The sequence below is a fragment of the Streptomyces sp. NPDC006997 genome, assembly GCF_040635175.1.
Lineage (GTDB): Bacteria > Actinomycetota > Actinomycetes > Streptomycetales > Streptomycetaceae > Streptomyces.
Genome location: NZ_JBEYHH010000007.1, coordinates 217,667 through 240,301, shown reverse-complemented (window position 1 = coordinate 240,301; position 22,635 = coordinate 217,667). Strand labels below are relative to the sequence as shown.

The 22,635-nt window shown below is 71.4% G+C and carries 13 protein-coding genes; 3 read left to right on the top strand and 10 right to left on the bottom strand.

Annotated features, from left to right (window positions below; genetic code table 11):
* Positions 1–19: 19 nt before the first annotated feature.
* The 8 genes from ABZ659_RS09800 to ABZ659_RS09765 form a co-directional block, all read right to left on the bottom strand.
* A complete protein-coding gene (locus ABZ659_RS09800; protein WP_360215670.1) occupies positions 20–1,201 on the bottom strand; it encodes an FAD-dependent monooxygenase in 1,182 nt (393 codons plus the stop codon).
* Positions 1,198–8,403: an amino acid adenylation domain-containing protein gene (locus ABZ659_RS09795; RefSeq protein ID WP_360215667.1), complete on the bottom strand. Its 7,206-nt coding sequence runs from the start codon at positions 8,401–8,403 to the stop codon at positions 1,198–1,200. The genes ABZ659_RS09800 and ABZ659_RS09795 overlap by 4 nt, the downstream gene beginning before the upstream one ends.
* A 101-nt stretch (positions 8,404–8,504) precedes the next feature.
* Positions 8,505–9,605 (bottom strand): SIS domain-containing protein, encoded by a 1,101-nt coding sequence (locus ABZ659_RS09790; RefSeq protein ID WP_360215664.1) that lies wholly within the window; start codon positions 9,603–9,605, stop codon positions 8,505–8,507.
* 61 nt (positions 9,606–9,666) lie between these two features.
* Positions 9,667–10,413 (bottom strand): SDR family oxidoreductase, encoded by a 747-nt coding sequence (locus ABZ659_RS09785; RefSeq protein WP_360215661.1) that lies wholly within the window; start codon positions 10,411–10,413, stop codon positions 9,667–9,669.
* 305 nt (positions 10,414–10,718) lie between these two features.
* The gene (locus tag ABZ659_RS09780; protein WP_360215658.1) at positions 10,719–11,771 is read right to left on the bottom strand and encodes a methyltransferase; all 1,053 of its coding nucleotides are present in this window, start codon (positions 11,769–11,771) and stop codon (positions 10,719–10,721) included.
* A gap of 170 nt (positions 11,772–11,941) precedes the next feature.
* Entirely contained in the window at positions 11,942–13,162 is a 1,221-nt protein-coding gene (locus ABZ659_RS09775; RefSeq protein WP_360215655.1) for a cytochrome P450, read from the bottom strand.
* A gap of 450 nt (positions 13,163–13,612) precedes the next feature.
* On the bottom strand, positions 13,613–14,269 hold the full coding sequence (locus ABZ659_RS09770; RefSeq protein ID WP_360215736.1) for an ATP-dependent Clp protease proteolytic subunit: 657 nt from the start codon (positions 14,267–14,269) through the stop codon (positions 13,613–13,615).
* A 63-nt stretch (positions 14,270–14,332) separates the two neighbouring features.
* Positions 14,333–14,932 carry an ATP-dependent Clp protease proteolytic subunit gene (locus ABZ659_RS09765; RefSeq protein ID WP_360215733.1) on the bottom strand — a complete coding sequence of 200 codons (600 nt, stop codon included), beginning with the start codon at positions 14,930–14,932 and terminating at the stop codon, positions 14,333–14,335.
* A 562-nt stretch (positions 14,933–15,494) separates the two neighbouring features.
* On the opposite strand from ABZ659_RS09765, the gene ABZ659_RS09760 reads away from it, so the two are divergent.
* Positions 15,495–16,220, top strand: a complete 726-nt coding sequence (locus tag ABZ659_RS09760; protein WP_360215652.1) for a dienelactone hydrolase family protein — start codon at positions 15,495–15,497, stop codon at positions 16,218–16,220.
* Between the two features lie 406 nt (positions 16,221–16,626).
* Entirely contained in the window at positions 16,627–19,953 is a 3,327-nt protein-coding gene (locus tag ABZ659_RS09755) for a BTAD domain-containing putative transcriptional regulator (protein WP_360215649.1), read from the top strand.
* A gap of 85 nt (positions 19,954–20,038) precedes the next feature.
* On the opposite strand, the gene ABZ659_RS09750 is transcribed toward ABZ659_RS09755, so the two are convergent.
* Entirely contained in the window at positions 20,039–20,197 is a 159-nt protein-coding gene (locus tag ABZ659_RS09750) for a hypothetical protein (protein ID WP_360215646.1), read from the bottom strand.
* Between the two features lie 264 nt (positions 20,198–20,461).
* Here ABZ659_RS09750 and ABZ659_RS09745 point away from each other — a divergent pair, with 264 nt between their 5' ends.
* The gene (locus tag ABZ659_RS09745; RefSeq protein ID WP_360215643.1) at positions 20,462–20,797 is read left to right on the top strand and encodes a hydroxyisourate hydrolase; all 336 of its coding nucleotides are present in this window, start codon (positions 20,462–20,464) and stop codon (positions 20,795–20,797) included.
* A 10-nt stretch (positions 20,798–20,807) separates the two neighbouring features.
* On the opposite strand, the gene ABZ659_RS09740 is transcribed toward ABZ659_RS09745, so the two are convergent.
* Positions 20,808–22,295 carry a condensation domain-containing protein gene (locus ABZ659_RS09740; protein ID WP_360215640.1) on the bottom strand — a complete coding sequence of 496 codons (1,488 nt, stop codon included), beginning with the start codon at positions 22,293–22,295 and terminating at the stop codon, positions 20,808–20,810.
* Between the last annotated feature and the right edge of the window lie 340 nt (positions 22,296–22,635).

The following is a 22,635-nucleotide window of genomic DNA, read 5'->3' as shown; positions in this document are numbered from 1 at the left end:
CTGTCACGGGGTGGCGGGGTCAGCCCAGGGGAGGCCAGGCGAGGACCGCCTCGTTCTGGCTGGTGAGCTTGGACAGCGGTACGAAGCGGAAGTAGAGGTCGCGGGCCAGGGCGGGGAAGAGGCTCTCCAGCTGCTCCGTCTCGCTCAGCGCGCGGGCCGCGGCGACCAGCCCCGCCGTCCGGGGCCTGCGCTCGTCCTCGTAGCCGCGCAGCGCGGCGACCGGGTCCGCTGTGGCGCGCAGGTGCTGGGCGAGGACGACGGCGTCCTCGATGGCCAGCGCCGCCCCCTGGCCCAGGCTCACGAGCATCGGGTGGGCCGCGTCGCCGAGCAGGGTCGTGCGTCCGGTGCCCCACCGCTGGAGGAACGGGCGGTCCTGGGCGGTGATGTGGACGATCGACTCCTCGGGGGTGACGCGGATCGCCTCCCGCACCTCGTCGGCCCAGCCCGCGAAGAGGCCCGCGAGCCCCTCCTTGCCGCGCCGCAGGTGTCCGGAGGCGCCCGGAGGCACGTTCTTCGTCGCCCACCAGTAGGCGCGGCCACGGCCGATGTCGGCGAGACCGAAACGCTGGCCGCGCCCCCAGTAGTGCGCCGCGTAGCCCTTGGTCAGCCGCGGGTGGGTGAAGGGCACCGTGGCCAGCCAGCAGGCGTAGTGGCCGGGCCGCGGCGCGTCGGCGCCGCCGTCGGCCACCTGGCGGCGGATCGCCGAGTTGAAGCCGTCCGCCCCGATCAGGACGTCGCCCGAGGCGGTCCTGCCGTCCTCGAAGGTGACCTCGACCCCGTCCTCGCCGCTGACGAACCCCGTGGCCGCGGCGCCGAGTTCGATGACGCTCTCGTCCCCGACGGCGTCCAGCAGCGTCTGCTGGAGGTCGGCCCGGTGGACGGCGTAGTTCGACGCCCCCAGCCGGGCCGAGACGTCGCGGAACGGGAGCGCCCTGATCGGACGGCCGCGCCGGGTGAGGAACCTCAGCTCGTCGAAGACCGCGCCTCGCTTGTCCAGGCCCGGGGCGATGTCGATGTCGATGCTGCGCAGGGCCAGGACGGCGTTGCACATCAGCGAGACCGCCGTGGTGCCCGGCCGGAGTTCGGGGGCGCGTTCGAAGACCCGTACCTCGACGCCCGCACGGCGCAGCGCCGCGGCGGCGGCCAGGCCGCCGACGCCCGCTCCGATGACGAGGGCCTTGCGCGGGGGTGACTCCGTCATGTCCCATTCCTCTCCGGCAGTCGTCGGCCCGGTCGGCCGGCCACCGCCTGTGCCACCTTCTCGGCTACGACGTTCACGTGCGGTTCCTCCAGGAGCACCAGGTGGTCACCGGGGACGTCGACCACCTGGAGCCGGCCCGTGGTCAGGTCGCCCCAGCCGTTGGTGGGGTCCGCGTGCAGGCTCCGGGCCGCTCCGTGCATCGGCCGGAGGACCTCCGGCAGTTCCGAGGTCGCGCGCAGCAGCACCACGTCCCCGTCGCCCGGTTCGGGCTGGTAGGTGAGGATCGCCCGCCAGTGCGCCTTGAACATCTGGAACAGGCGCCGCACGGTGGTGCGCGAGCTGCCCGCGGGCAGGACGCCCGCCTGGGTGGCGTGTCCGACGATGAAGTCGAACTTCGCCTCCTCCGCCAGGCCGTCCGGCAGCGGGACCACCGGTGCGGTGCCCCCGCGCTCCATCCACAGCAGCTCCCAGAAGAACCACTCCAGCAGGGAGTGGTCCGCGATGTCCGGCCGCTCCCCCTGCTTGACGGCGATCGGGTCGATCAGCACGGTGCCGTGCAGGGCGTCCGGGTCGCTCCGGCGCAGCTGGCGCGCCATCTCGAAGGCGACGAAGCCGCCGAAGGACCATCCGCCGATCACGTACGGCCCCTCGGGGCACGCGCGCCGTACGGCCTCCAGGTAGCCCGCCGCCATCTCCGGGACCGAGCTGAGCGGCTCCGTGCCGGGCACGGTCCCCCAGGCCTGGAGGGCGTAGACCGGCTGGTCCTGCGGGAGGTGACGGGCGAGGCGTACGTAGCACAGCACATGGCCGCCCAGCGGGTGGACCAGGATCAGCGGCGGCTTGTCGCCCTCGGTGCGGATCGGTACGACCGGGTCGAACCGGGCCGCCGCGTCGCTGCCGCGCAGGCGCCCCGCCAGCCCGGCGACGGTCGGGGCGGCGACGAACGCGGAGAGCGGGACGCTGACGCCGTAGCGCTTCTCGATCGTCATCACCAGCCGCATCGCGGTCAGCGAGGTGCCCCCGATGTCGAAGAAGTTGTCCCGCACGCCCACCGCGGGCAGTTCGAGGAGTTCCGCCAGGATGCCCACCAGCGCCCGCTCGTGCTCGTCGGCGGGTTCGGTGGCGTCCGACGACGGCGCGGCCAGCGGCATACGGCTCAGCAGCGCGTCGTCCCGTTTGCCGCTGGGCGTCAGGGGCAGGCTCGCCAGCCACTCCAGGTGCGAGGGCATCATGTAGTCCGGCAGCACCGCCCGCAGCCGGCCGCGTACCTCGTCCAGGTCCACGGTCCGGGGGTCGCCGACGAGGAACGCCGCGAGGAACGCGTCGCCGCCCTCCCGGCGCCGTGACACCACCGCCGCCTCGCGGATACCGGACGCGGACTGCTCCTCGGCGAGCTTGGCGATGGCCAGTTCGACCTCGGCCAGTTCGACCCGGAAGCCACGCACCTTCACCTGGGAGTCGGCGCGCCCCAGCCAGGCGAGGTTGCCGTCGGGCATGACCCGGGCGAGGTCGCCCGTGCGGTAGAGGCGGGCCCCCGGCTCACCGGACGGGTGCGGTACGAACCGCTGCTCGGTGAGGTCGGGACGGTTGCGGTAGCCGTGGGCCAGGCACACCCCGCCGACGTAGATCTCGCCCTTGGCGCCCGCCGGGACCGGCCGCATGTGGCTGTCGAGCAGGTGCAGCTCGATGCCGTCCACGGGGACGCCGACGGGCGGCAGGTCGGGGAAGCGGGCCGGGTCGCCGGTCATGGTGTGGTGGGTCAGCAGGTGCGTCTCGGTCGGCCCGTACTGGTTCTCCAGTACGGTGTCCGGCCGCGCGGCGCAGAACTGGCGGATCTCGTCGGTGACCCTCAGCTGCTCACCGGAGGAGACGACCACCCGCAGGGCACGCGGGCGGATGCCCAGCGCCTGGGACGTCTCCGCGAGCTGCTGGAGCGCCACGTAGGGCATGAAGACGCGCTCCACCTCCTCGCGGTCCAGGAGTCTCAGCAGGGCCGGCATGTCCCGCCGCTCGTCCTCGGCGAGCAGTTGCAGGGTGCCGCCGCCGCACAGGGTGGAGTAGATCTCCTGGAACGCCACGTCGAAGCTGAGGGGGGCGAACTGGAGGGTCTTGCCGCCCGCCGCGCCGCTGGCGGAGGGCACCTGCCAGCACATGTAGTTGGCGAGCACCCGGTGCGGGAGTTCGACGCCCTTCGGCTCGCCGCTGGACCCGGAGGTGAACAGCAGGTAGGCGACGGTCTCGCCGTCGATCTCCGGGAGTTCCGCGGTGCCGTCCGGGTCCGGTCCGGCCTGGAGCAGCCCGTCCACGTACAGCAGTCGGGAGGAGTCGTCGAAGAGCGGTGCGTGGGTCTCGTGGGTGACGATCCACAGCGGATCGGCCTGGGCGGTCATCACCGCGAGCCGGGCCCGCGGGTAGCTGACGTCGAGCGGGACGCAGGTGGCTCCGGCCTTCCCCACGCCCAGGACGGTCGCCAGGGTCTCGGGCGAACGGTCCATGGCGATGCCGATGGTGGAGCCGGTGCGCGCTCCGGCGCTGATCAGGCCGTGGGCGATCCGGTTCGCGGCCGCGTCGAGCTGGGCGTACGTCCAGCTGCGCGCACCGCAGCTGACGGCCACGGCGTCGGGCGTCCGGGCGACGTGCTCGCCGATCAGCCGGATGACGTCAGGCGGCGCCTCCGCCGCGGGCCGCGCGGGTACGCGCCCGCCGCCCAGGAAGGAGAAGTCGACGTCCCCTTCGGGTCGCTCGGTGAGCTGCCGGAGGACGGCGACGTACGTCTGTCCGATGCTGTCGGCCTGGGAGCGCGAGAAGGTGCGTCCGTCGCAGTCCATGCGCAGCCACAGACGCTCGTCCACCGGGTCGACCACGGCGTTGACCAGGAGTTTGAAGTTCGTCTCCTCCCAGGTCTCGAACGCGGTCAGTGCCATGCCGGTGCCCTGGAAGAGCGACGTGAGGACGTGCGGGTCGACGTAGTTGAAGGCCGTGTCGAAGACGACGCCGCCGCCGCGGTCCTCCTGGATGGCGCTGAGCGGGTAACGCCGGTGGGGATGGCTCTCCCGCTCCTGTGCGTACACCTCGCGGGCCGCGTCCAGCCAGGAGCGCGGCCGGGCGTCCAGACGCAGCGGCAGCGTCTCCAGGAACAAGCCGGTGATCCGTTCGGCGTCGGCCTGCTCGGGCCGTCCGCCGGTCACCAGTCCGGTGGTGATGTCCTCGACGTCGGAGAAGAGCCGCAGCGTCAGGCAGTGCGCCGCGAGCAGCACGGACTTGACCGGCAGGCCGTGGGTGCGCGCCAGGCGGCCCGCCTTGGCGGCCAGGCCGTCCGGCAGCTCCACCTGGTGCACGATGAGGCCCGTGTCGCCCGCGGGCTCGTAGGGTCGCAGGCCGTCGAGCTGGGCCAGTTCGGCGCCGTCGAGCAGCCGCTGCCAGTACTGCCTGCTCTCCTCGGAGGCGAGGGCCCGGCGCTCCTCGCGTACGTAGAGGGCCGGTGAGGGCAGTTCCCGCGACGCGACGGCGGCGACGGGCTGTCCGGCGTGGTGGAGGAAGTCCTGGAGCAGTTCGCGCACCAGCGTGGCCACGCTCCAGCCGTCGAGGATCGCGTGGTGGAAGCTGAACACCAACTCCAGGCTGTCGCGCAGGACGTGCATCCGGAACAGGTACAGCGGGGGTCGGTCCAGCCGGTACTCGTGGTAGCGCCGTTCCTGGACGTGCCGGTCCACCTCGTCCCGCGCCTCCCGCTCGCCGAGGTCGCGCAGGTCCGCGATCCGCAGTCCGCCGTCGGCCTGCCGGTACACGAGTTGGAGCGGCTCGGAGTAGCCGCCGAGGTCGAAGGCGGAGCGCAGCACCGGATGGCGCCGTACCAGGCCGTCGAAGGCGCGGCGCAGCGCCTGCTCGTCCCACGGCGACTTCAGCGAGTAGCGGAAGACGTCGTGGTAGACGGACGACCTCTCGTGTTCCCGGCTGTGGTAGAGCAGGCCCAGGTGGAGCCGGGTGGCCGGGTAGGCGTCCGCCAGGCCGGTCAGCCGGGCCCGGTCGACGCCCGGGACCAGGGCGAACGGTGCGAGCGGTGCGTCCTCCTCCGGCGGCGCGGTCGTCGCGGCTGCCGCGAGCGCGGCGACGGTGGGGTTGCGGACCAGGTCCGCCAGGGTGAAGTGGACCCCCGCGCGCCGAGCCTCCGCCTGGACGCGGAGCATCTGGATCGAGTCCCCGCCCAGGGAGTAGTAGTCCTGGTCGACACCGACCGTGTCCGCTCCCAGGACGGCCGCCCAGACCGCCGCGAGCTTCGCCTCGGTCTCGTTGGACGGCGTCCGCGCGCCGGTGTCCGTCTCCACCGTGGGAGCGGGCAGCCGCCGCCGGTCGGCCTTGCCGTTCGCGGTGAGCGGTATCCGGTCGATCCGCACGAAGTACGCCGGGATCATGAACTCGGGCAGGGATCGCAGGAGTTGGGATCGGAGGTGGGCCGCCGCCATCTCCTCGTCCGCCACGTAGTAGCCCACCAGGTGCACGCCACGGCCCGGCGCGGTCCGGTCCACCACGAGGGCGTCCCGCACGCCCGGGCAGGCCGCCAGGCGGTTGCCCACCTCGCCCAGCTCCACGCGGTTGCCGCGGATCTTGACCTGGTCGTCCAGTCGCCCCAGGTACTCCAGGGTGCCGTCCGCCAGCCACCGCGCCCTGTCGCCGGTCCGGTACATGCGCCCGCCGGGCGTGAACGGGTCGGCCACGAACGCCGCGGCGTCCAGCTCGGGCCGGTCCAGGTAGCCGCGCGCCACGCCCACGCCCGCGACGCACAGCTCACCGGCGACGCCGGTGGGCTGGAGGTGCCCGTGCGCGCCGACCACGTACAACCGGATGTTGTCGATGGGGCGCCCGATCGGCACCCGGCGCACCTCCCCGTCGGTTCCGTCGGGGCAGTCGTAGTACGTGACGTCGACCGTGGCCTCGGTGGGGCCGTAGAGGTTGGCCAGCCGGGGAGCCCGGGCACCGGCGGCAGCGAACACCCGGTTGAGGCGGTTCACCTGCGCCGGTGTCAGCGCCTCGCCGCTGCAGAACACCTGCCGCAGGGATGCCGCGTCGGCCGCTCGGGCGGGGTCCTCCTCGACCAGGTCGAGGAAGGGACCGAGCATCGACGGCACGAAGTGGACCACGCTCACCCGGTGTGCCCGTACGGTGCGGAGGATGGCCTCGGGGTCGCGCTCCCCGCGGGGCGGCAACAGCGCCAGACCGGCTCCGGTGAGCGCCCACCAGAACAGCTCCCACACCGACACGTCGAACGTCGCCGGTGTCTTCTGGAGCAGGACGTCGCCCTCGCCGACCGGGTAGCGGCGCTGCATCCACTCCAGCCGGTTCACCACGGAGCGGTGCTCTATCTGCACGCCCTTGGGCCGTCCGGTGGATCCGGAGGTGTAGATGACGTACGCGAGGTCCCGCGGCCCGCCCCGCGGGACGGGTGCGGTGGTCGCGGTGGGCGCCGCGGCCTCCAGGCGCCGTACGGGTACGGCGTCGCCCACCAGGGCGGTGGGCACGGTGCCGCCGAGCAGCACCGCCGCCACCCTGCTGTCCGCCAGGACGAACCGGACCCGCTCCTCGGGGTGGTCCGGATCGACGGGGACGTAGGCGGCGCCCGCCTTGAGGACGCCCAGGACCGCCGCGACGAGGTGTGGGCCGCGCTCGGCCACCACGGCGACCCGGTCGCCGGTCCGTACGCCGTCCGCGCGCAGTTGGCGGGCGATGTGGTTGGCCCAGCCGTCCAGGCGGGCGAAGGTCAGCGACTGTGCGGGGTCGTCGGTGACGACGGCCACCCGGTCGGGCGTCCGTGCCGCCTGCCGCTCGAAGAGCGCGTGGACCGTGGCGTCCTCGGTGAACGCGCGCACCGGGCCGGTGCCCGTCGCGAGCAGGGCGGCGCGCTCCGCCCCGCCGGTCATGGGAATCCGCGACAGCGGCAGGTCCGCCGCGGCGAGCGTGCCCTTGAGGATCGCCTCGATGTGGGTGGCCACCGACTCCACGGGGAAGTCCGCGTCGAACACGTCCAGGGCGTAGTCCATGTCGACCAGGACGTCCCCGACGTCGTCGAGTTCGTTGACGACGACGGCCAGCACGTCGTCGTCGTGGGCACGCGCCTGCACGACGGTCTCGTACTCCACGCCCTGGACGGCGGGCGGACGGGGCCAGCGCAGATAGGCGATGGTGGTGTCGAACAGCCGCTTGGGGCCGCTCTCCTGGAGCGGTACGCAGCGCAGCAGGTCGCCCAGGGAGAAGCGCTCATGGGGCTTCAGCTCCCGGGTCGACGCCTGGACCTCGGCGACGAGCTGGCTCATCGTGCGATCCCCGCCCGCGCGCACCCGCAGCGGCAGGGTGTTCGCGAAGTGGCCCACGGTCTGCCTCTGCGGGGTGGTGGGCCGGTTCAGCAGCGGTACGCCCAGGACGACTTCGTCGCTGCCGTGCACCCGCGACAGGTAGACGGCGAAGGCGCCCGCGACGAACGCGAAGACGGAGTGGCCGCGTTCGCGGATGCTCTCGATGACACCGCGTTCGATCAGGAAGCTGTGGCGGGCGCTGCCGCGGGAACCGGCCGGGGCCGAGCGGCGGAAGAGGGCCGGGGAGACGTCCCGCAACTCCTCCTGGAAGTAGGCCCGGTCTTCCGCGTAGTCGTCCGAGGCGCGGTAGCGGCGCTCGTCGCCGGTGAAGTCCAGGTACGACGGCACGGGCGTCTCGTCGGACCGCCCGGTCCTGCGCAGCTGGTCGTACTCGGCGCGGACCTGGGACATGAAGAGGTTCAGGCCCCAGGCGTCCGCGACGATGTGGTGCACCTTGACGTAGGAGTGGAAGACTCCCTCGCCCTCCTTGAGGACCGCGAGCGAGAACAGCCGACGGCGTTCCACCTCGAACGGCACGGCGAAGGCGTCCCTGATCCACTCCTCGCAGGAAGCCCGCGGCGATGGGGTGTCGGAGAGGTCGATCGTCGGGATGTCGTAGGGCTCGTCCTCGACCCACTGGCGCGGAGTTCCCTCCTCCGGGTCGATCCGGATGCGGAACGCGTCGTTGCGGTCGACCGCGCGGCGCAGGCATGTCTTGAGGAGGTCGACGTCCACGTCACCGGAGAACCGGTCCGTGATGAAGCAGTTGAACTGCGGGAGATCCGGGAAGAGAGAGTTCGCCGCCCAGATGTCCTGCTGGTAGGCCGTGAGGGAGTAACGCTCCCGTCGATTCACGATCGCTCCATTGTCCTCGGCTCTTGCCTTCGTTTCCTGAGCTGTTCGACTGCTTTCTCCGATGCCTTGTTGCTTTCCGTGGCCGACGCCCTACGGCCGTGTCAGCCGCTGTTCTCCGCGGCGATGGTGCTGCCGTGGTACCAGGGGTTTCCCGCGGCCTCGGATATGAGGTTGCGGGACTTCGTCTCCCGCGCCCTGCCCAGGTCGAGGGTGAGGTACTGGACGAACTCCAGGGCGGTGAAGTACTGCCGGATGAAGGTCGGCTGGTCGAGTTCGATCTGGGTGACGGTGACGTTGGCGTTCTGCGGGATCGGCGCGGTCAGCAGCGACACCAGGTTCCGCCGCTTGGCCCGGGTGTAGTCGTCCTCCTCCGGGTCGGAGAAGACGAGGACGCTGTGCCTGCGCTCGGGGTCGGTGAGCGTGGCCACCTCGCTGTGGCAGAACTCGTGGAAGAAGTTGCGGGTCGCCGGAACCATGGCGATCTCGTTGAAGTGCATCTTGGCCAGCTTCAGCAGGCTCTCGTGCCACTTGGGCGAACCGAGCATGATGACGTTGGCGTTCTCGCTGCGGGCGGCGGCGTCCGCGGCCAGGGCACGCAGCTCGGGGGTGAAGTCGGTCCGCAGGTTCTCGGCCAGGGCACGGACGGCGGGGCCGTGGTCCTCGTCGAGCAGACCGAGCCGCAGGAACATGTCGACCAGGATCGAGAAGTACTGGCCCACGTGGAACAGCGGGTACTCCCGGTCCGGCTTGCTCAGCGTCCAGCGCGCGATGGACACGCCGTGCTCCTCGCCCAGCTCGCCCAGTCGCCCGCCCGAGGTGAGCAGGAGCACCCGGTCGTGCAGGGGGCGCAGCGCGTGGAAGGCACGGATCGGCTCGTTGGAGTAGCCGCTGTACGAACTCAGGATGACGAGCGTGCGCTCGTCCTCGATCACCGCGCGCGGAACGAGGTACTCGAATTCGTAGTCGTTGAAGACGTACATCTCGAGGTCGCTGCGGATCGAGTCGAAGAACACCCTGATCACGTCCGACACGATGGCCGAGCAGCCCATTCCACTGAAGACGATGCGCGTGAAGTGCCCGTCTGTCAGTCTCTTCAGGAGGTCGGGCGAGATACCGGAGACGTCGTACTCCTCGGACTTCGTGAACCCTGCGTGGTACTCCTGCTCCAAGAACTGCTGGTAGCGGTCAAGGCGTGATCGCATGAGTGTTCCTCCTAGGAAAACAACGGAGTGCTGGCTCTTCCCCGGCTCCACACCGAGTGCCTCACCACATGAACTGGCCGCCGTCCACGATCAGTTTCTGGCCCGTGATATACGCGGCCCCCTCGCCCACCAGGAACTCCAGCGCGTCCGCCATCTCGTCGGGGTCACCTATCCGGCGCTGCGGGATTCCGCTCAGCAACGCCTCCCGGTACTCCGGCTCGGCCACGCGGTAGCGCGTACGCATCTCCTCCGTGTCGATCATGCCGGGAATGAGGCAGTTCACACGGATGCCGGGAGCGAGTTCCATGGCCAGGCACTTGGTGAGATGCAGCATCCCGGCCTTGCTCGCACAGTAGTTGGCGCCGTTCGTCCGGGGCCGGATCGCCGTGGTCGCGCCGATGTTGACGATGGAACCGCCACCGGCCTCCAGCATGGCCGGGGCGAAGGCCCGCGCCGTGTAGAACGGGCCGGACAGATTGGTGTCCACCACCCGTCGCCAGTCGGAGTCGGAGATCTCCAGCACCGGGCGGTCGATGTTGAGACCGGCGTTGTTCACCAGGATCCGCGGGACTCCGTGCTCGGTCCGTACGAGTTCCGCGAGGTCGGCTACCTCGCCCGGGTCGGACACGTCCGACCGTACGACGGAGAATCCTTTCTTCACCTCGTGCAGCGCGAGCTGCGCCGACTCCTCGTCACTGCGGTACGTGGCGACCACCCGGAATCCCATCCGGGTCAGACGGTGGCTGAAAGCGAGACCGATTCCCTTGGTTCCGCCGGTGACGACGGCAAGCCTGTCGGGCGAGTTCACTCAAGCTCCCTTTCTTGGATGCGGCGCCGAGCACAGGAACAGGGCAGGCCGCCCCGCCCCGGCCCCGAGGAAACGGGAGAACCGGGGGGACGACAGGGGTGACGGTGACGCGGTCCGCGTCGGGCGTCGGCAGCGCGCGGAGCCGCACAGAGGCGTGCGCGTGGTGGGATGGGGCGGCCTCGTACGGTGGCGCGGGGCCCCGCTGAGGTGATCCCGGCCGCGCCCTGACGGGCGGGCCGCCCCGTGTCAGACGGTCGGAGTCGCCCGCCGGACGGACGGGCGCGGTGGCCTGGAGGGGACCGGAGTCACCCGGTGACGGGCTTGCGGGCGCGCAGGATGACGTCGAAGCGGCCGGGGTACTGGCGGTCCATCGGCTCGAAGCCCGCCTCGGTGTACCACTGCTCGAACTCCCGCGCCGTGTAGATGCGGCCCTCGGGTGACGCGATCGTCTGGACGTACCCGGCCATGAACGCGGCGTGGGCAGGCCCGGTCTCGTCGTCGTCCTGGGCACACGCGACGATCACCATGTGACCGCCGGGCTCCAGCGCGCGGTACGTCTTCGCGAAGAGGTCGCGGACCTGGTCGGGCGACCAGATCTCAAGGAAGCGGGAGTAGACGACGCAGTCGTGGGACGAGGGGAACTCGTCCTTCCAGATGTCGGTCCCGACCGCGTCGATGCGCTCGGAGAGGCCCGCCTCGGCGACGCGGGCGGCGGCCATCTCCGCCACGTTGGGCAGTTCGAGGATGGTGGCCCGGAGGTGCGGCCAGCGCTGCACGAAGCCGATGGAGTTGGTCCCGGTGCCTCCGCCGACGTCCAGCACCTTCTGGTACGAGGAGAAGTCCACGGCGTTGACGAGGTCCTCGACCACCGAGCGGCTCTGGTGCTCCATCATGGCCGTGAAGACCCGCTCCAGGTTCTTGTCCTCGCCGAGGAGCTCGTAGAGCGTGGTCGCGGGAGTGTCGGCGAGGAGTTCGCGGTGCAGTCCCTCGTTCTCGTTGTTCACCAGCGACTCGTGGAGCCAGCCCATCGGCTGGTACAGCATCTCGTGGGTGTAGCGGACGATCACCGGCATGAACGCGTCCTGGTCGCCGGCCAGCAGGTCGGTGGCCGCGGTGTTGTGGTAGCCGTCGCCCTCCTTGCGTACGAGGCCGAACGCACAGCACCCGAGGAGCAGCACGTGTCCGGCACGTTCCCGCAGTCCCAGCTCGGCGGTGATCTCGTCGAGACCGCAGCCCGGCCGGTTCCTGAGCAGGGTGAAGAGCTCAAGACGCAGAGCGGCGTGCAGGAAAGGGAACCTGAAGCTGGTGTAGATCAGGTTCCACAGCTCGTCTAAGGCCGTCTCCGAGGATTCCTTCACAGCTTGTCCTCCATGTTTCTTCGCAGATCGCGAGCGAGCGCTTCTCGGCCATGGAGTAGTCGGGTTCCGCAACGTTCGGCTCTTGCCGGTTGGTGCTCACCGCGGAACAGACATACGCCACACCGCAACCGCTCACCCGCCCGTCAGCCCGCCCGCGGGGGGGGGGCGTGTCACCACCGCACCGGCAGCTCCCGCACCCCCCGGATCAGCATCCCCGGGAGCCACTCCCCCGGTTCCCCGTCCGCCGTCAGGTCCGGGCAGCGCCGCAGGAGCGTGCTCAGCGCCACCTCGCCCTCCAGACGGGCGAGCGGGGCACCCAGGCAGAAGTGCATCCCGTGTCCGAAGGAGAGATGTGCCCGGGCGTCGTGCCGTCGTATGTCGAAGCGGTCCGGATCGGGGAAGCGCTCCGGGTCGCGGTCCGCGCCGGCCATGGTGATCAGCACGATGGCACCGCGCGGCACCCGTACGCCGCCGATCTCGGTCTCCTCCAGGGCGATGCGCGGCGTGGTGGTCTCCACCGGCCCGTCGTAGCGCAGCGTCTCCTCCACCACCCCCGTCGCCAGCCCCGCCGGGTCGGCCCGTACGGCCGCCAGCTGCTCGGGGTGGGCGAAGAGCGCGCGGACCGCGTTGCCGATCGTGTTGACCGTCGTCTCGTGCCCGGCGACGAGCAGCAGGAAGGCCAGCGAGACCAGCTCGTCCTCGGTGAGCCGGTCGCCGCCCTCGTCGACCGTGTGGACGAGGGCGCTGAGCAGGTCCTCCCCGGGGTTCTCGCGCTTGGCGGCGATGAGCCCGGTGAGATACGGCATGACGTGCTCGTACGCGTCCTTCTCCGCCTCGGGGCTGGTGGGCGCGAGGGTCTCGTTGGACCAGGCGTGGAAGGCGGCGCGGTCCAGGTTGGGGACGCCGAGCAGTTCGGAGATGACGATCATGGGGAGCGGGGAGGCGAAGGCGTCGATGAGGTCGGCTCGGCGCGCGCCGTCCGCCGTCATGCGGTCCAGCAGCCCGTCGGTGATCTCCTGGACGCGGCCCCGCATCCCCTCGACCCGCCGGGCCGTGAACTCCCGGGCGACCAGCTTGCGCAGCCGGGTGTGGTGGGGCGGATCGCTCATCAGCATGTTGGCGTTGCCGAGCATGTTCAGGGCGTACGGCGGGCTCCAGCCGCTCTGCCGCCACTCGCGCTGCCAGTCCCGGCTGAGCTGCGGGGCGGTGAAGGCCTCGCGCGCCGCCTCGTACCCGACCACGAGCCACACCCGGCCCCTGTCGGGGGTGACTACCTGGTGCACCGGCCCGCGCTCACGCAGTTGCGCGTAGGCGACGTACGGGTCGGCGGTGAAGTCGGGGCTGAGTGAGGCGAGCACCTCGATCCCGCCACTGCCGGGCCGGTCGGTCAAGTCGGGTGTCGAGGGATCTGCGGCGGGATTTCTCGGCCTCGGTCACGACGGAATTCCCTTCCCTCAGGCCCGGGGTTGCCGGCCCCCGGCCGACCACTCCGAACACGACCGCTCACACAGATAGTTTCTCTAGCCACAGATGGAACACCAAACCCCCGGATCACACAAGGTGTTGAAGGTTCTCGTATCCGCGTCCGTGGCGTGAATCATGCGCCGTGCAATGAATAAGTCCCTGGCCAGCGCGGCCTAATGATCAGGACTTGACCGGACGACGGTATGCCCAGCGGCTCAAATTCGCCTGACGGATAATGCGTCGCCGACGCATGAAAAAGGTCGCCCGGTTTCCGGAACTCCCCTGAATTCCGGCCACGCCAATGAGCCCGGCGGGATATTCCCACCGGGCTCACGGTGTGCGAAAGGGGGTGCGGCCGCCCCTCGGGACGGGGAGGGTCAGCTGACCCCGGCGACCGAACGCGGGGTCACCACCTGGTCGACGATCCCGTACTCCAGGGCCTGGTCCGCCGTGAGCACGCGGTCGCGCTCGATGTCCTCGTGGACCTTGGCGGTGTCACGGCCGGTGTGGCGGGCGAGGAACCCCTCGACCAGCTCCCGCTGACGCTGCACCTCACGGCCGTGGATCACCAGGTCGGAGACCTGGCCCTGGCTGCCGGGGCTGTGCGGCTGGCTGAGGACGACCCGCGCCCCCGGCAGCGCCAGGCGCTTGCCCGGCGTGCCCGCGGCCAGGATCAGGGCGGCCACCGAGGCGGCCTGCCCCAGGCACACCGTCTGGATCTCGGGCTGCACGAACTGCATCGTGTCGTACACCGCGGTGAGCGACGTGAGGTCGCCGCCGGGCGAGTTGATGTACATGGAGATGTCCCGCTGCGGATCCTGGGACTCCAGGCACAGTAACTGGGCCATGATGTCGTTCGCCACGACGTCGTCGAGCTCGTGGCCGAGGAAGATGACACGCTCCTCGAAGAGTTTCGCGTAGGGGTCGTACTCCCTGGTGCCCTGCGCGGTGCGCTCGACGAAGCGCGGCGTCACGTAGCGGCTTTCAGGACGCAGACGGCCGGAACCGGACGGACCCGCCGCCGGGCTGGACATGGACGTGCTCACTGGACTTGGCCCTTCTTGGGGATGGCCGAACGTGCCGGGTCGGGAAGGCGGCTAGGCCATCGATCCGAGGGCGGGGTGGCTGTCGCCCGCCGCCAGGACGTCGTCGATCAGGCCGTACTCCTTGGCCTCCTGGGCGGTGAACCAGCGGTCGCGGTCGGAGTCACGCGTGATCGTCTCGGTCTCCTGGCCGGAGTGGTAGCCGATGAGTTCGGCCATCTCCTGCTTGGTGCGGATCAACTGGTCCATGTAGACCTTGATGTCGGAGGCCGAGCCCCCGAGGCCCGCCGAGGGCTGGTGCATCAGGATCTTGGTGTGCGGCAGCGCGAAGCGCTTGCCCCGCGTACCGGCGGTGAGGAGGAACTGCCCCATGGAGGCGCAGAATCCCATCGCGATGGTCACGACGTCGTTCTTGATGTACTGCATCGTGTCGTACACGGCCATGCCCGCGGTGACCGAGCCACCCGGCGAATGGATGTACAGGTAGATGTCGCGGGTCGGATCCGAGGCGGAAAGCATCAGCATCTGCGCGGTGATGCGGTTGGCGATTTCGTCGTCGACTTCCTTGCCCAGAAAGATGATCCGGTCGTCGAGAAGGCGGTTGTAGACCGCATCCGCGCTCATGGCGTCACCGTTGGCGCGGGCATAGGGCATCGTCTGCTGCGCCCCGAAAGGCAACTGCCCATTGCTCATGTATTCCACTCCTCTGTTGCTTGTTCGCGCGCGGCACCTTCGGCGGGGCTGGGACTCTGTGCGTCAAACCGGCGCCCACCAGGCGTAGCGGCAGGTGCGTGCGCCCCCACCTCATCCACTGTGAAGCTAACACGTAATTCATCCCGGACCGTTGGGCATAGGCGAGCGGTTCGCTGACAGCAGATAACACGCATCATGTCCCAAGTGGCTGGAAAACAAGGGGGTATGTCTCCCCTCTCCCGGGCAAAGAAGGTTCGGCCGCGAACCCGTCCACTCATTCAGGACACAGGGGAATAGTCGGCGCCTGGATCAAGCCAGAACGAAATACCGGCTCGACCGTGGACACCAGACACGCCACCCCTGACTCTGCGTCAACACCGCTCCGTACAATGCGTCCACCGTCCGGTCGACCCGCAGACGGCGATCCGCGCGGGAAGACCGCACGTCAGACGCGTACGAAGCCCTCCTCTGCCGGTGGTGGCAGCCGCCCGGCACGCCGTCCCGGCGATTACCGTCTGTTCCCATGACGACGGTTACGACCCGCACGGTCACATATCCGGCCGACGGCCTGACCATGGTCAGCCACCTCGCGCTCCCGGCTGGCAGCGGCCGTCGGCCCGCGGTCCTGGTCGGCCCCGAGGGGCCGGGACTGAACGACTTCCAGCGGCGCCGCGCCGACGCCCTGGCCGAACTCGGCTACGTGGCCCTGGCCTTCGACATCAACGGCGGACGCTGGTTCACCGACCCCGAGGAGATGCTGGCACGCGCCACCCCCCTCCTCCGCGCCCCGGAGCGGATGCGGGACATCGGCCACGCGGCCCTCGACGTCCTGCGCGCCGAACCGCGCACCGACCCGGACCGGATCGCCGCCATCGGGTACGGCACCGGGGGTGCGATCGCGCTCGAACTCGGCCGCGACGGCGTCGACTTCGGGGTGATCGGCACGATCAACGCCGTCACCACCGGTCGGCCGGGTGAGGCGGCACGCATCCGGTGCCCGGTGTGGGCCGGGGTCGGGTCGGAGGACCCGATCATGCCTCCGCCGCAGCGCGAGGCGTTCGCCACGGAGATACAGGACGCGGGTGTCGACTGGCGCCTCGTGGTCTACGGCGGCGCCGTGCACGCCTTCCACCACCCTCCCGTCGACCAGCCGGTGGTCCCCGGCGTCGCCTACCACCCGCGGCACGCGGAGCGCGCCTGGCGTGACGTCGTGGGTCTGCTCAGCGAGTGCCTGCCCTTGGCGGAATGACGCGCGAAGGGCGCGGCACCGCTGGCACTTGCCTCTGGCATGAACAGCGCATAGTAACCGCGAGTGATCACACAGGAGGGTTATCTGGCCACCCCCGGCGGGAGTGCCCGCAGGGCCCGCGCCCCGGGAGTCCGCATTCACGCAGACCAGTCGCCCCACCGGGGGGACACACCCCCGGCGCGAGGCCCGATGGGCGTCGGGCCGGGCAGCGGCGGCCGGTCTTCTCGCGTCGCTGAGCGTGATCGGAGGTAGTTGACCGGGTGACTTTCCTGGTCCAGGGGGTGTAAGAAGCTGGCTCTTAATTTTCCCCTCACCCCACACAGTTGGCTGAATCTGATGACTAGCATGACGATCGCCTCATGCATTACACACTTAACCTTCACATGACGGGGGATGATCAACAGATATGACGGCGGACGGCGAGCGCGGCGAAAGATCTCTGGACATCTACGTACTGGGGCATTTGGACGTTTTCTCCGCCGGACGCGCGGTCCCGCTCGGGGGCACGCGTGAGCGGACCGTTCTGGCGTTGCTGCTGCTCGAAGCGGGCCACGTGGTGCCCATGGGACGGCTGATCGACGCGGTCTGGGACGACGAACCGCCCGTCACCGCCCGGGGTCAGATCCAGTTCTGCGTCTCCGCGCTGCGCCGTCGCCTCCACGAGATCGGCGCCGAGGACCTGATAGAGACCCGCCGCCCCGGCTACCTGCTCCGCGTCACCGGACACCGCTTCGACGCGCACGACTTCGCGGCACGGGCCCGCGAGGCACGGGCGGCGCGCGTCGAGGGCGACCTGGTGCGCGCCATGGACCTGTTCCGCTCGGCGCTGTCGCTGTGGCGGGGCCCGGCACTGGCCGACGTCGACAGCCCCCTGGTCCGTCAGGCCGTGAGCCACCTCGACGAGCGGAGGCTGTCGGTGACCGGAGAGGGCCTCGACTGCGCCCTGGAGGCCGGTGAACACCACGAGGTGATCGGCCAGTTGCGCGGTCTGGTCGCCGACCACCCCCTGCACGAGCGCTTCTGGGCCCTGCTGATGAGTGCCCTGCACGCCTCGGGACGGAAGGCGGAGGCGTTGGACGCCTACCGCACCGCGTACAAGGTCTTCCGCGAGGAACTGGGGATCGCTCCCGGCAGTGAACTGCGCGGCCTGCACGCGGCGTTACTGTCGGGCGACGACCCCGTCGGCCCGAGCGGGCACCCGGCGCCCGGCGCCGACGCCCCCCGCACCGACGCCTCCCGCACCGACGCCCCCCACGAGGTGGCCGCCGCCCCCACCGCGCTTCCCCCCGCCGCGCCGAGCGCCGACAAGGTCGCGGGCGACCCGGCGGGCACGCCGTCCCCGGGGCAGTACGCCGCCCCCCTCCCCTGGACGGTCCCGCCCTCCGGTCCTGCGTCGCGGACCCCGAACCTCCTGCCCGCGGCCATCCCGGACTTCACCGGACGGGAGTCGGCCGTCGAGACCGTGGTGACACGGCTGACCGCGCGCCGGGGCGGCGCGTCGGCCGCCGGCCCCGGCGCGGCCGTCAGCTGGGACGCCGCCGTACCGGTCTGCGTGGTGTTCGGGCCGGGTGGCGCGGGCAAGTCGACGCTCGCCGTGTACGTCGCCCACCGTCTCGCGGCCCAGTTCCCGGACGGCTGCCTCTACGCGGAACTGCGCTCCGGTGACCGGGCGGTGAGTCCCTCCGTCGTCCTGGAGCGGTTCCTGCGAGCACTGGGTGTGGTTGGCATGAGCCTGCCCAAAACGCTGGAGGAGCGAGCCGAACTGTTCCGCAACATGCTCAGCGGCCGTCGCATCCTGACCGTGCTGGACGACGCCATGTCCGTGCAGCAGGTGTCCGCCCTCCTTCCCGGTACGGCCGACTGCGCGGTCCTGGTGACCAGTCGGCGCCGTCTGACCGGATTGCCGTCGACCGGGCAGCTGGAGCTGGACACGCTGACCGAGGAGGGAGCGGTCGAACTGCTCTCCCGGTTCATCGGTCCGGAGCGGGTCACCGACCCGGAGAGCGTGGCGGAGCTGGCCCGGCTGTGCGGCAGGCTGCCGCTGGCCCTGCGGATCTGCGCGGCCCGGCTGGCGGCCCGGCCGCACTGGACGGTCGCCGCCCTGGTGCACCGGCTGACGGACGAGTCCCACCGCCTGGACGAGCTGAGCCACGGCGAGATGACGGTACGGTCCAGTACGTCGCTCACCTACGACAGCCTGCCCGACGACGCCCGGCTGCTGTTCCGCCGACTCGCCCTGCTCGACGTACCGGACTTCCCCTTCTGGGTCGGTTCCCCGCTGCTGGACGTCGACGCGCTCCGCGCGCAGGAGGCGCTGGAGATCCTCGCGGAGGCGTACCTCATCAGGGCGACCCTGGGCCCCAGCGGCCAGGTGCGGTACAGCTTCCACGACATCACCCGGCCGTTCGCCCAGGAGCAGTTGGTCGAGGAGAACGCGCAGGAGCGGGGCGCCGCGCTCGAACGCTGGCTGGGCGCGCTGCTCTCCCTCGCCGGGGAGGCACACCGGCGCGAGTACGCGGGCGACTTCCTGAAGCAGCGCGGCGAGGCCAGTCGCTGGCCGCTGCCGGAGCGGCTGGTGGAGCGGCTGATGTCCGACCCGCTGGAGTGGTTCGAGCAGGAGCGCTCCACGATCGTCGCGGCGGTGCGGCACGCGGCCGTGGCGGGGCTGGTGGACCACAGCTGGGACCTGGCGCTCAGCTCGGTCACGCTCTTCGAGGCCCGCTGCTACTTCGACGACTGGCGTGAGACGCACGAGGTCGCTCTGGAGGCCGTCTGCCAGGCGGGGAACACCCGCGGCGAGGCCGCGATGCGGTACTCGCTGGGCTCGCTGCACATGTTCGAGCAGTCCGCGGAGCCCGGGCGGCGCCAACTGGACCGGGCCTGCGAGCTGTACCGGGAGCTGGGCGACGAGTCCGGGGTGGCGATGTCACTGCGCAACCTCGCGTACGTGGACCGGCTCACCGGCGACCTGCGCTCCGCCCAGGACCGGTGGGAGACGGCGCTGGCCGTCTTCAGGGAGTCCGGCGACCGCGTCGCCGAGGCCCACGTCCTGAACAGCCTGGCGCAGACGCGACTGGACGCGGGCGAGCCGGAGGCGGCGCTCGCGCTGCTGAGCCGGGCGGACGCCATCTGCGTCGCCGTCGGCAACCGGCGGGTCGCCGCGCAGGTCCGCAACCGGTTGGGCGGGCTGCACCTGGCCATGGGACGGCTGCCGGAGGCCGCCGAGGCGTACGCGTTCGTGCTGTCGAGCGCGCGGGCGGCACGGGACCGGGTCGGGGAGTGCTACGCGCTCCTGGGCCTGGCCTCGGTGGAGGTCAGCCGGGGCTGTACGGGCAAGGCGCGGGCGCAGCTGGTGGAGGCGCGGGAGCTGGCGACGGTGTCCGGCGCCCGGATGGCGGAGTCCAGGATCGCGCTGGCGTTGAGTTCGGCGTCGCTGCCGGACGACGTCCAGGCCGCACGCGCCTACGCGGAGCGGGCGCTGGCCGACTTCGAGGCGATCGGGGCGCCGCTGCGGCGGGCGGAGGCCCTGGTGGCGCGGGGCAGGGCGCGGTCGGCGGCCGGAGAGTCCGCTCCGGCCCGGGCGGACTGGCTGGCCGCGCGGGACATCCTGGTGGAGCTGGAGGTGGGCACCGGGGGTCTGCGGCTGTCGGACGAGATCGGCCTCCTGCTGGGCGACCGGCCGGGGCCGTCCCCGGCCCTGGGCAACGCCGTCGCCGGACCGACGGGGCACTGAGACACGGTCTTCCGGACCACCCCTCCCCCGGCACACCGCTGCCCCCGGGCACCTGGTGTGCCGGGGGCGGCCGCGGTCGGGGCGGTCAGTCCCAGATGGTGTTGTCGGTACGGACGGTGGTGTGGCCCGGCGCGCTGACCACCGCCTGATCGGCGCCCGTGGTCACGGCGGCGCCGCTGACGAGGGAGACGAGGAGGACCAGCGTGCCCAGCGTGACGCGGCGGAGGGAGGAATGAGCCGTCATGGTGTCGTCTCCTTGGGGCCGTTCCGGTGCCGCCGCCCCGGATGGGCCGGCCGCCTTGACGACACCGATCCTGGGGCACACCGCTTCCGGGTCCTCACCTCCTCGGTGTCGGTCCGCTGTCGTCGCGTTCCCACCCGGGACAGCGGACTGACAGCGGAACGATGGCGCCCCTCCCTAGTCTCCCGGCGGGGGGCCCGACCGAGTCTTCCGGCAGGTGTCCCGTCCGAGCGACGACGATCACCCCGTACCGAAAGTGGTGAGCGCATGACTGTGCACGTCCGCATCACGGACACGTCGTTCGGCGTCCCGGCAGCCGACGTCGACGTCCTGCTGAGCCGTCGTGTGGAGGACGGCTGGCAGGAGGTGCTCCGGGGGCGCACCGACCCGGAGGGGGTGCTGGTGATGCCGCCCCCGGCCGACACGCAGTCCGGTTCGGCGCTCTACCGGATCGAGTGCGATCTCGACACCTACTACGCGGTGCTCGGTGTGGTTCCCCTCATCGCGCGGCTCACCGTGGAGGTGCGGGTGGAGCCGGACGCGCGGCTGTCGCTGCCGCTGGCGTTCTCCGCCCACTCCGTCCTCGCCTACCGGGGCGGCTGAGCGCGCCCAGTCAGCGGGGCAGGGCGACCAGGTCCCGTACGACAGGGCCGGCGGGCGGGCACAGGTCCGGCGTGGCGGGGAAGAGGTCAGGGCCCAGCCGCTCGCCCGCCACGGCGCGTACGAGCGCGCCCGGCGTCGTGTCCGGGTCGACGAGCAGGCGCCGTACGCCGACCACGACGGTACGCAGCAGGCGGACCACCGCCTGGGGCGGGACCAGGTCCGGGTCCGCGCGCAGCGTCAGTTCCGTGTACCGGGCCCCGTCGCTGTTGACCCGGAGGTAGAACGGGTGGCCGGTGTGCCGCGGCGGCGGCGACCACTCCAGCACGGCGTCGGGCACCGGCGCGTCGCCCGTGAGCGGCGGAGCCCCACCAGGTCCCCCCGGAGTGGCGCCCGGCTCCCCCGGGGCGACGCCCGGCTCCGCCGGTGTGGCGGCCGGCTCCCCCTCTGCGGAGGCCGGGGAGGTGACGTAGTTGAACCAGCAGTCGTGCCGGAAGAGCGTGCCGCCGTCCGCCGCCGCCTCGGCGGCCAGCCGGGTGGCGCTGTCCACGTCGTAGGAGCCGTGCCGGTAGGCCAGCAGGGCCGCCAGGTGGGCGCGTTTGACGAAGGCGGACATCGGGGTGGCGCGGTCCACGGCCAGGGTCAGCGGCACCAGCTGGTTCAGGGTGCTGACCAGGGAGAGCCACGCGGGGTCGAAGCGGTTGGCGCACATCACGCTCAGGGTGACCCGGTCGTGGTCGAGGTGGTCCGCCAGGGCGAGCGCCGTCAGCGCGGTCAGCAGGCTCTGGGGGGAGACCTTGTGCGTGCGGGACGCCTCCGCGACCAGGGCGGCCAGGCGGTGGGAGGAGAGGGTCGCCTGCACCCGGCGTTCGTCGACGCCACCGGACCGCGCCGGTGGCAGGTTGGACGGGAGCCCGGTGTCCAGCACCTTCCGCCAGTAGCGGTCCGCGCCCCGACGGCGGGAGGCCCACTTCTCCCCGTGCTGGAGCAGGGCCAGCTCCCGGGGGACGGGGGCGGGGGCGAGTCGCGCGCCCCCGGCCAGGGCGCGCAGCTCGGTCTCCAGGGCCCGGACCGCCCAGACGTCGACGACCATGTGGGACATCGACACGGCCAGCCAGGCGGGCCGTCCGGCGACGCGGAGCAGCGTGGCGTGGCGGCCGAAGTCGCCGCGGACCGGGAACGGCGTCGCGTACAGGTCCCGCAGGGCCCGCAGGGCGTCGGTGCCGTCCAGGCGGGGCAGGTCGACCCGGGCGAGCGGGAAGGGCGCTTCCTCGTGGACCCGTTGGAAGGGCCGGCCGGACGCGTCGGTGTGGAAGGTGGTCCGCAGTGCCTCATGACGGCCCGTCAGGGCGTGGAGGGCGCCTTCGACGGCGTCCTCGGTGAGGCCGCTGACGTCCCACAGGGCGGGGACGTTGACCTCCATCAGCCGGTCGGGGGAGAAGGTCTCGATCGAACGCCAGGTGGACAACTGTCCGAAGGTGAGGGGCGCTTCGGCGGCCATGAATGCTCCATGAGGTAAGACGGACCGGCGGTCAGGGGCGTGGTGCGGCCGCGCGTCCGGCCCGGCGTGCCGGGCGCACGGGCCGCTCCGTACCGCGTCTCCACGGTGGTCAGGTGCAGACGACCTTGCTCACGCGTCTCACCTCCCTTCCTTCGACATTCCCGCCGGGAATCCCGTCGGGATTCCTGTCGGATTCCCGGTGCGGTCCCGGTCCCGGGAATTCCCAGAACCGTTCGCCTCCCATTGACGAAGGGCGGGCTCACCACGTCAACGCACGCGCGTTGGCAGCAAGTGACGGCCATTCCCTGCCATCGCCTCCGGCACCGACACGTCTTGACCC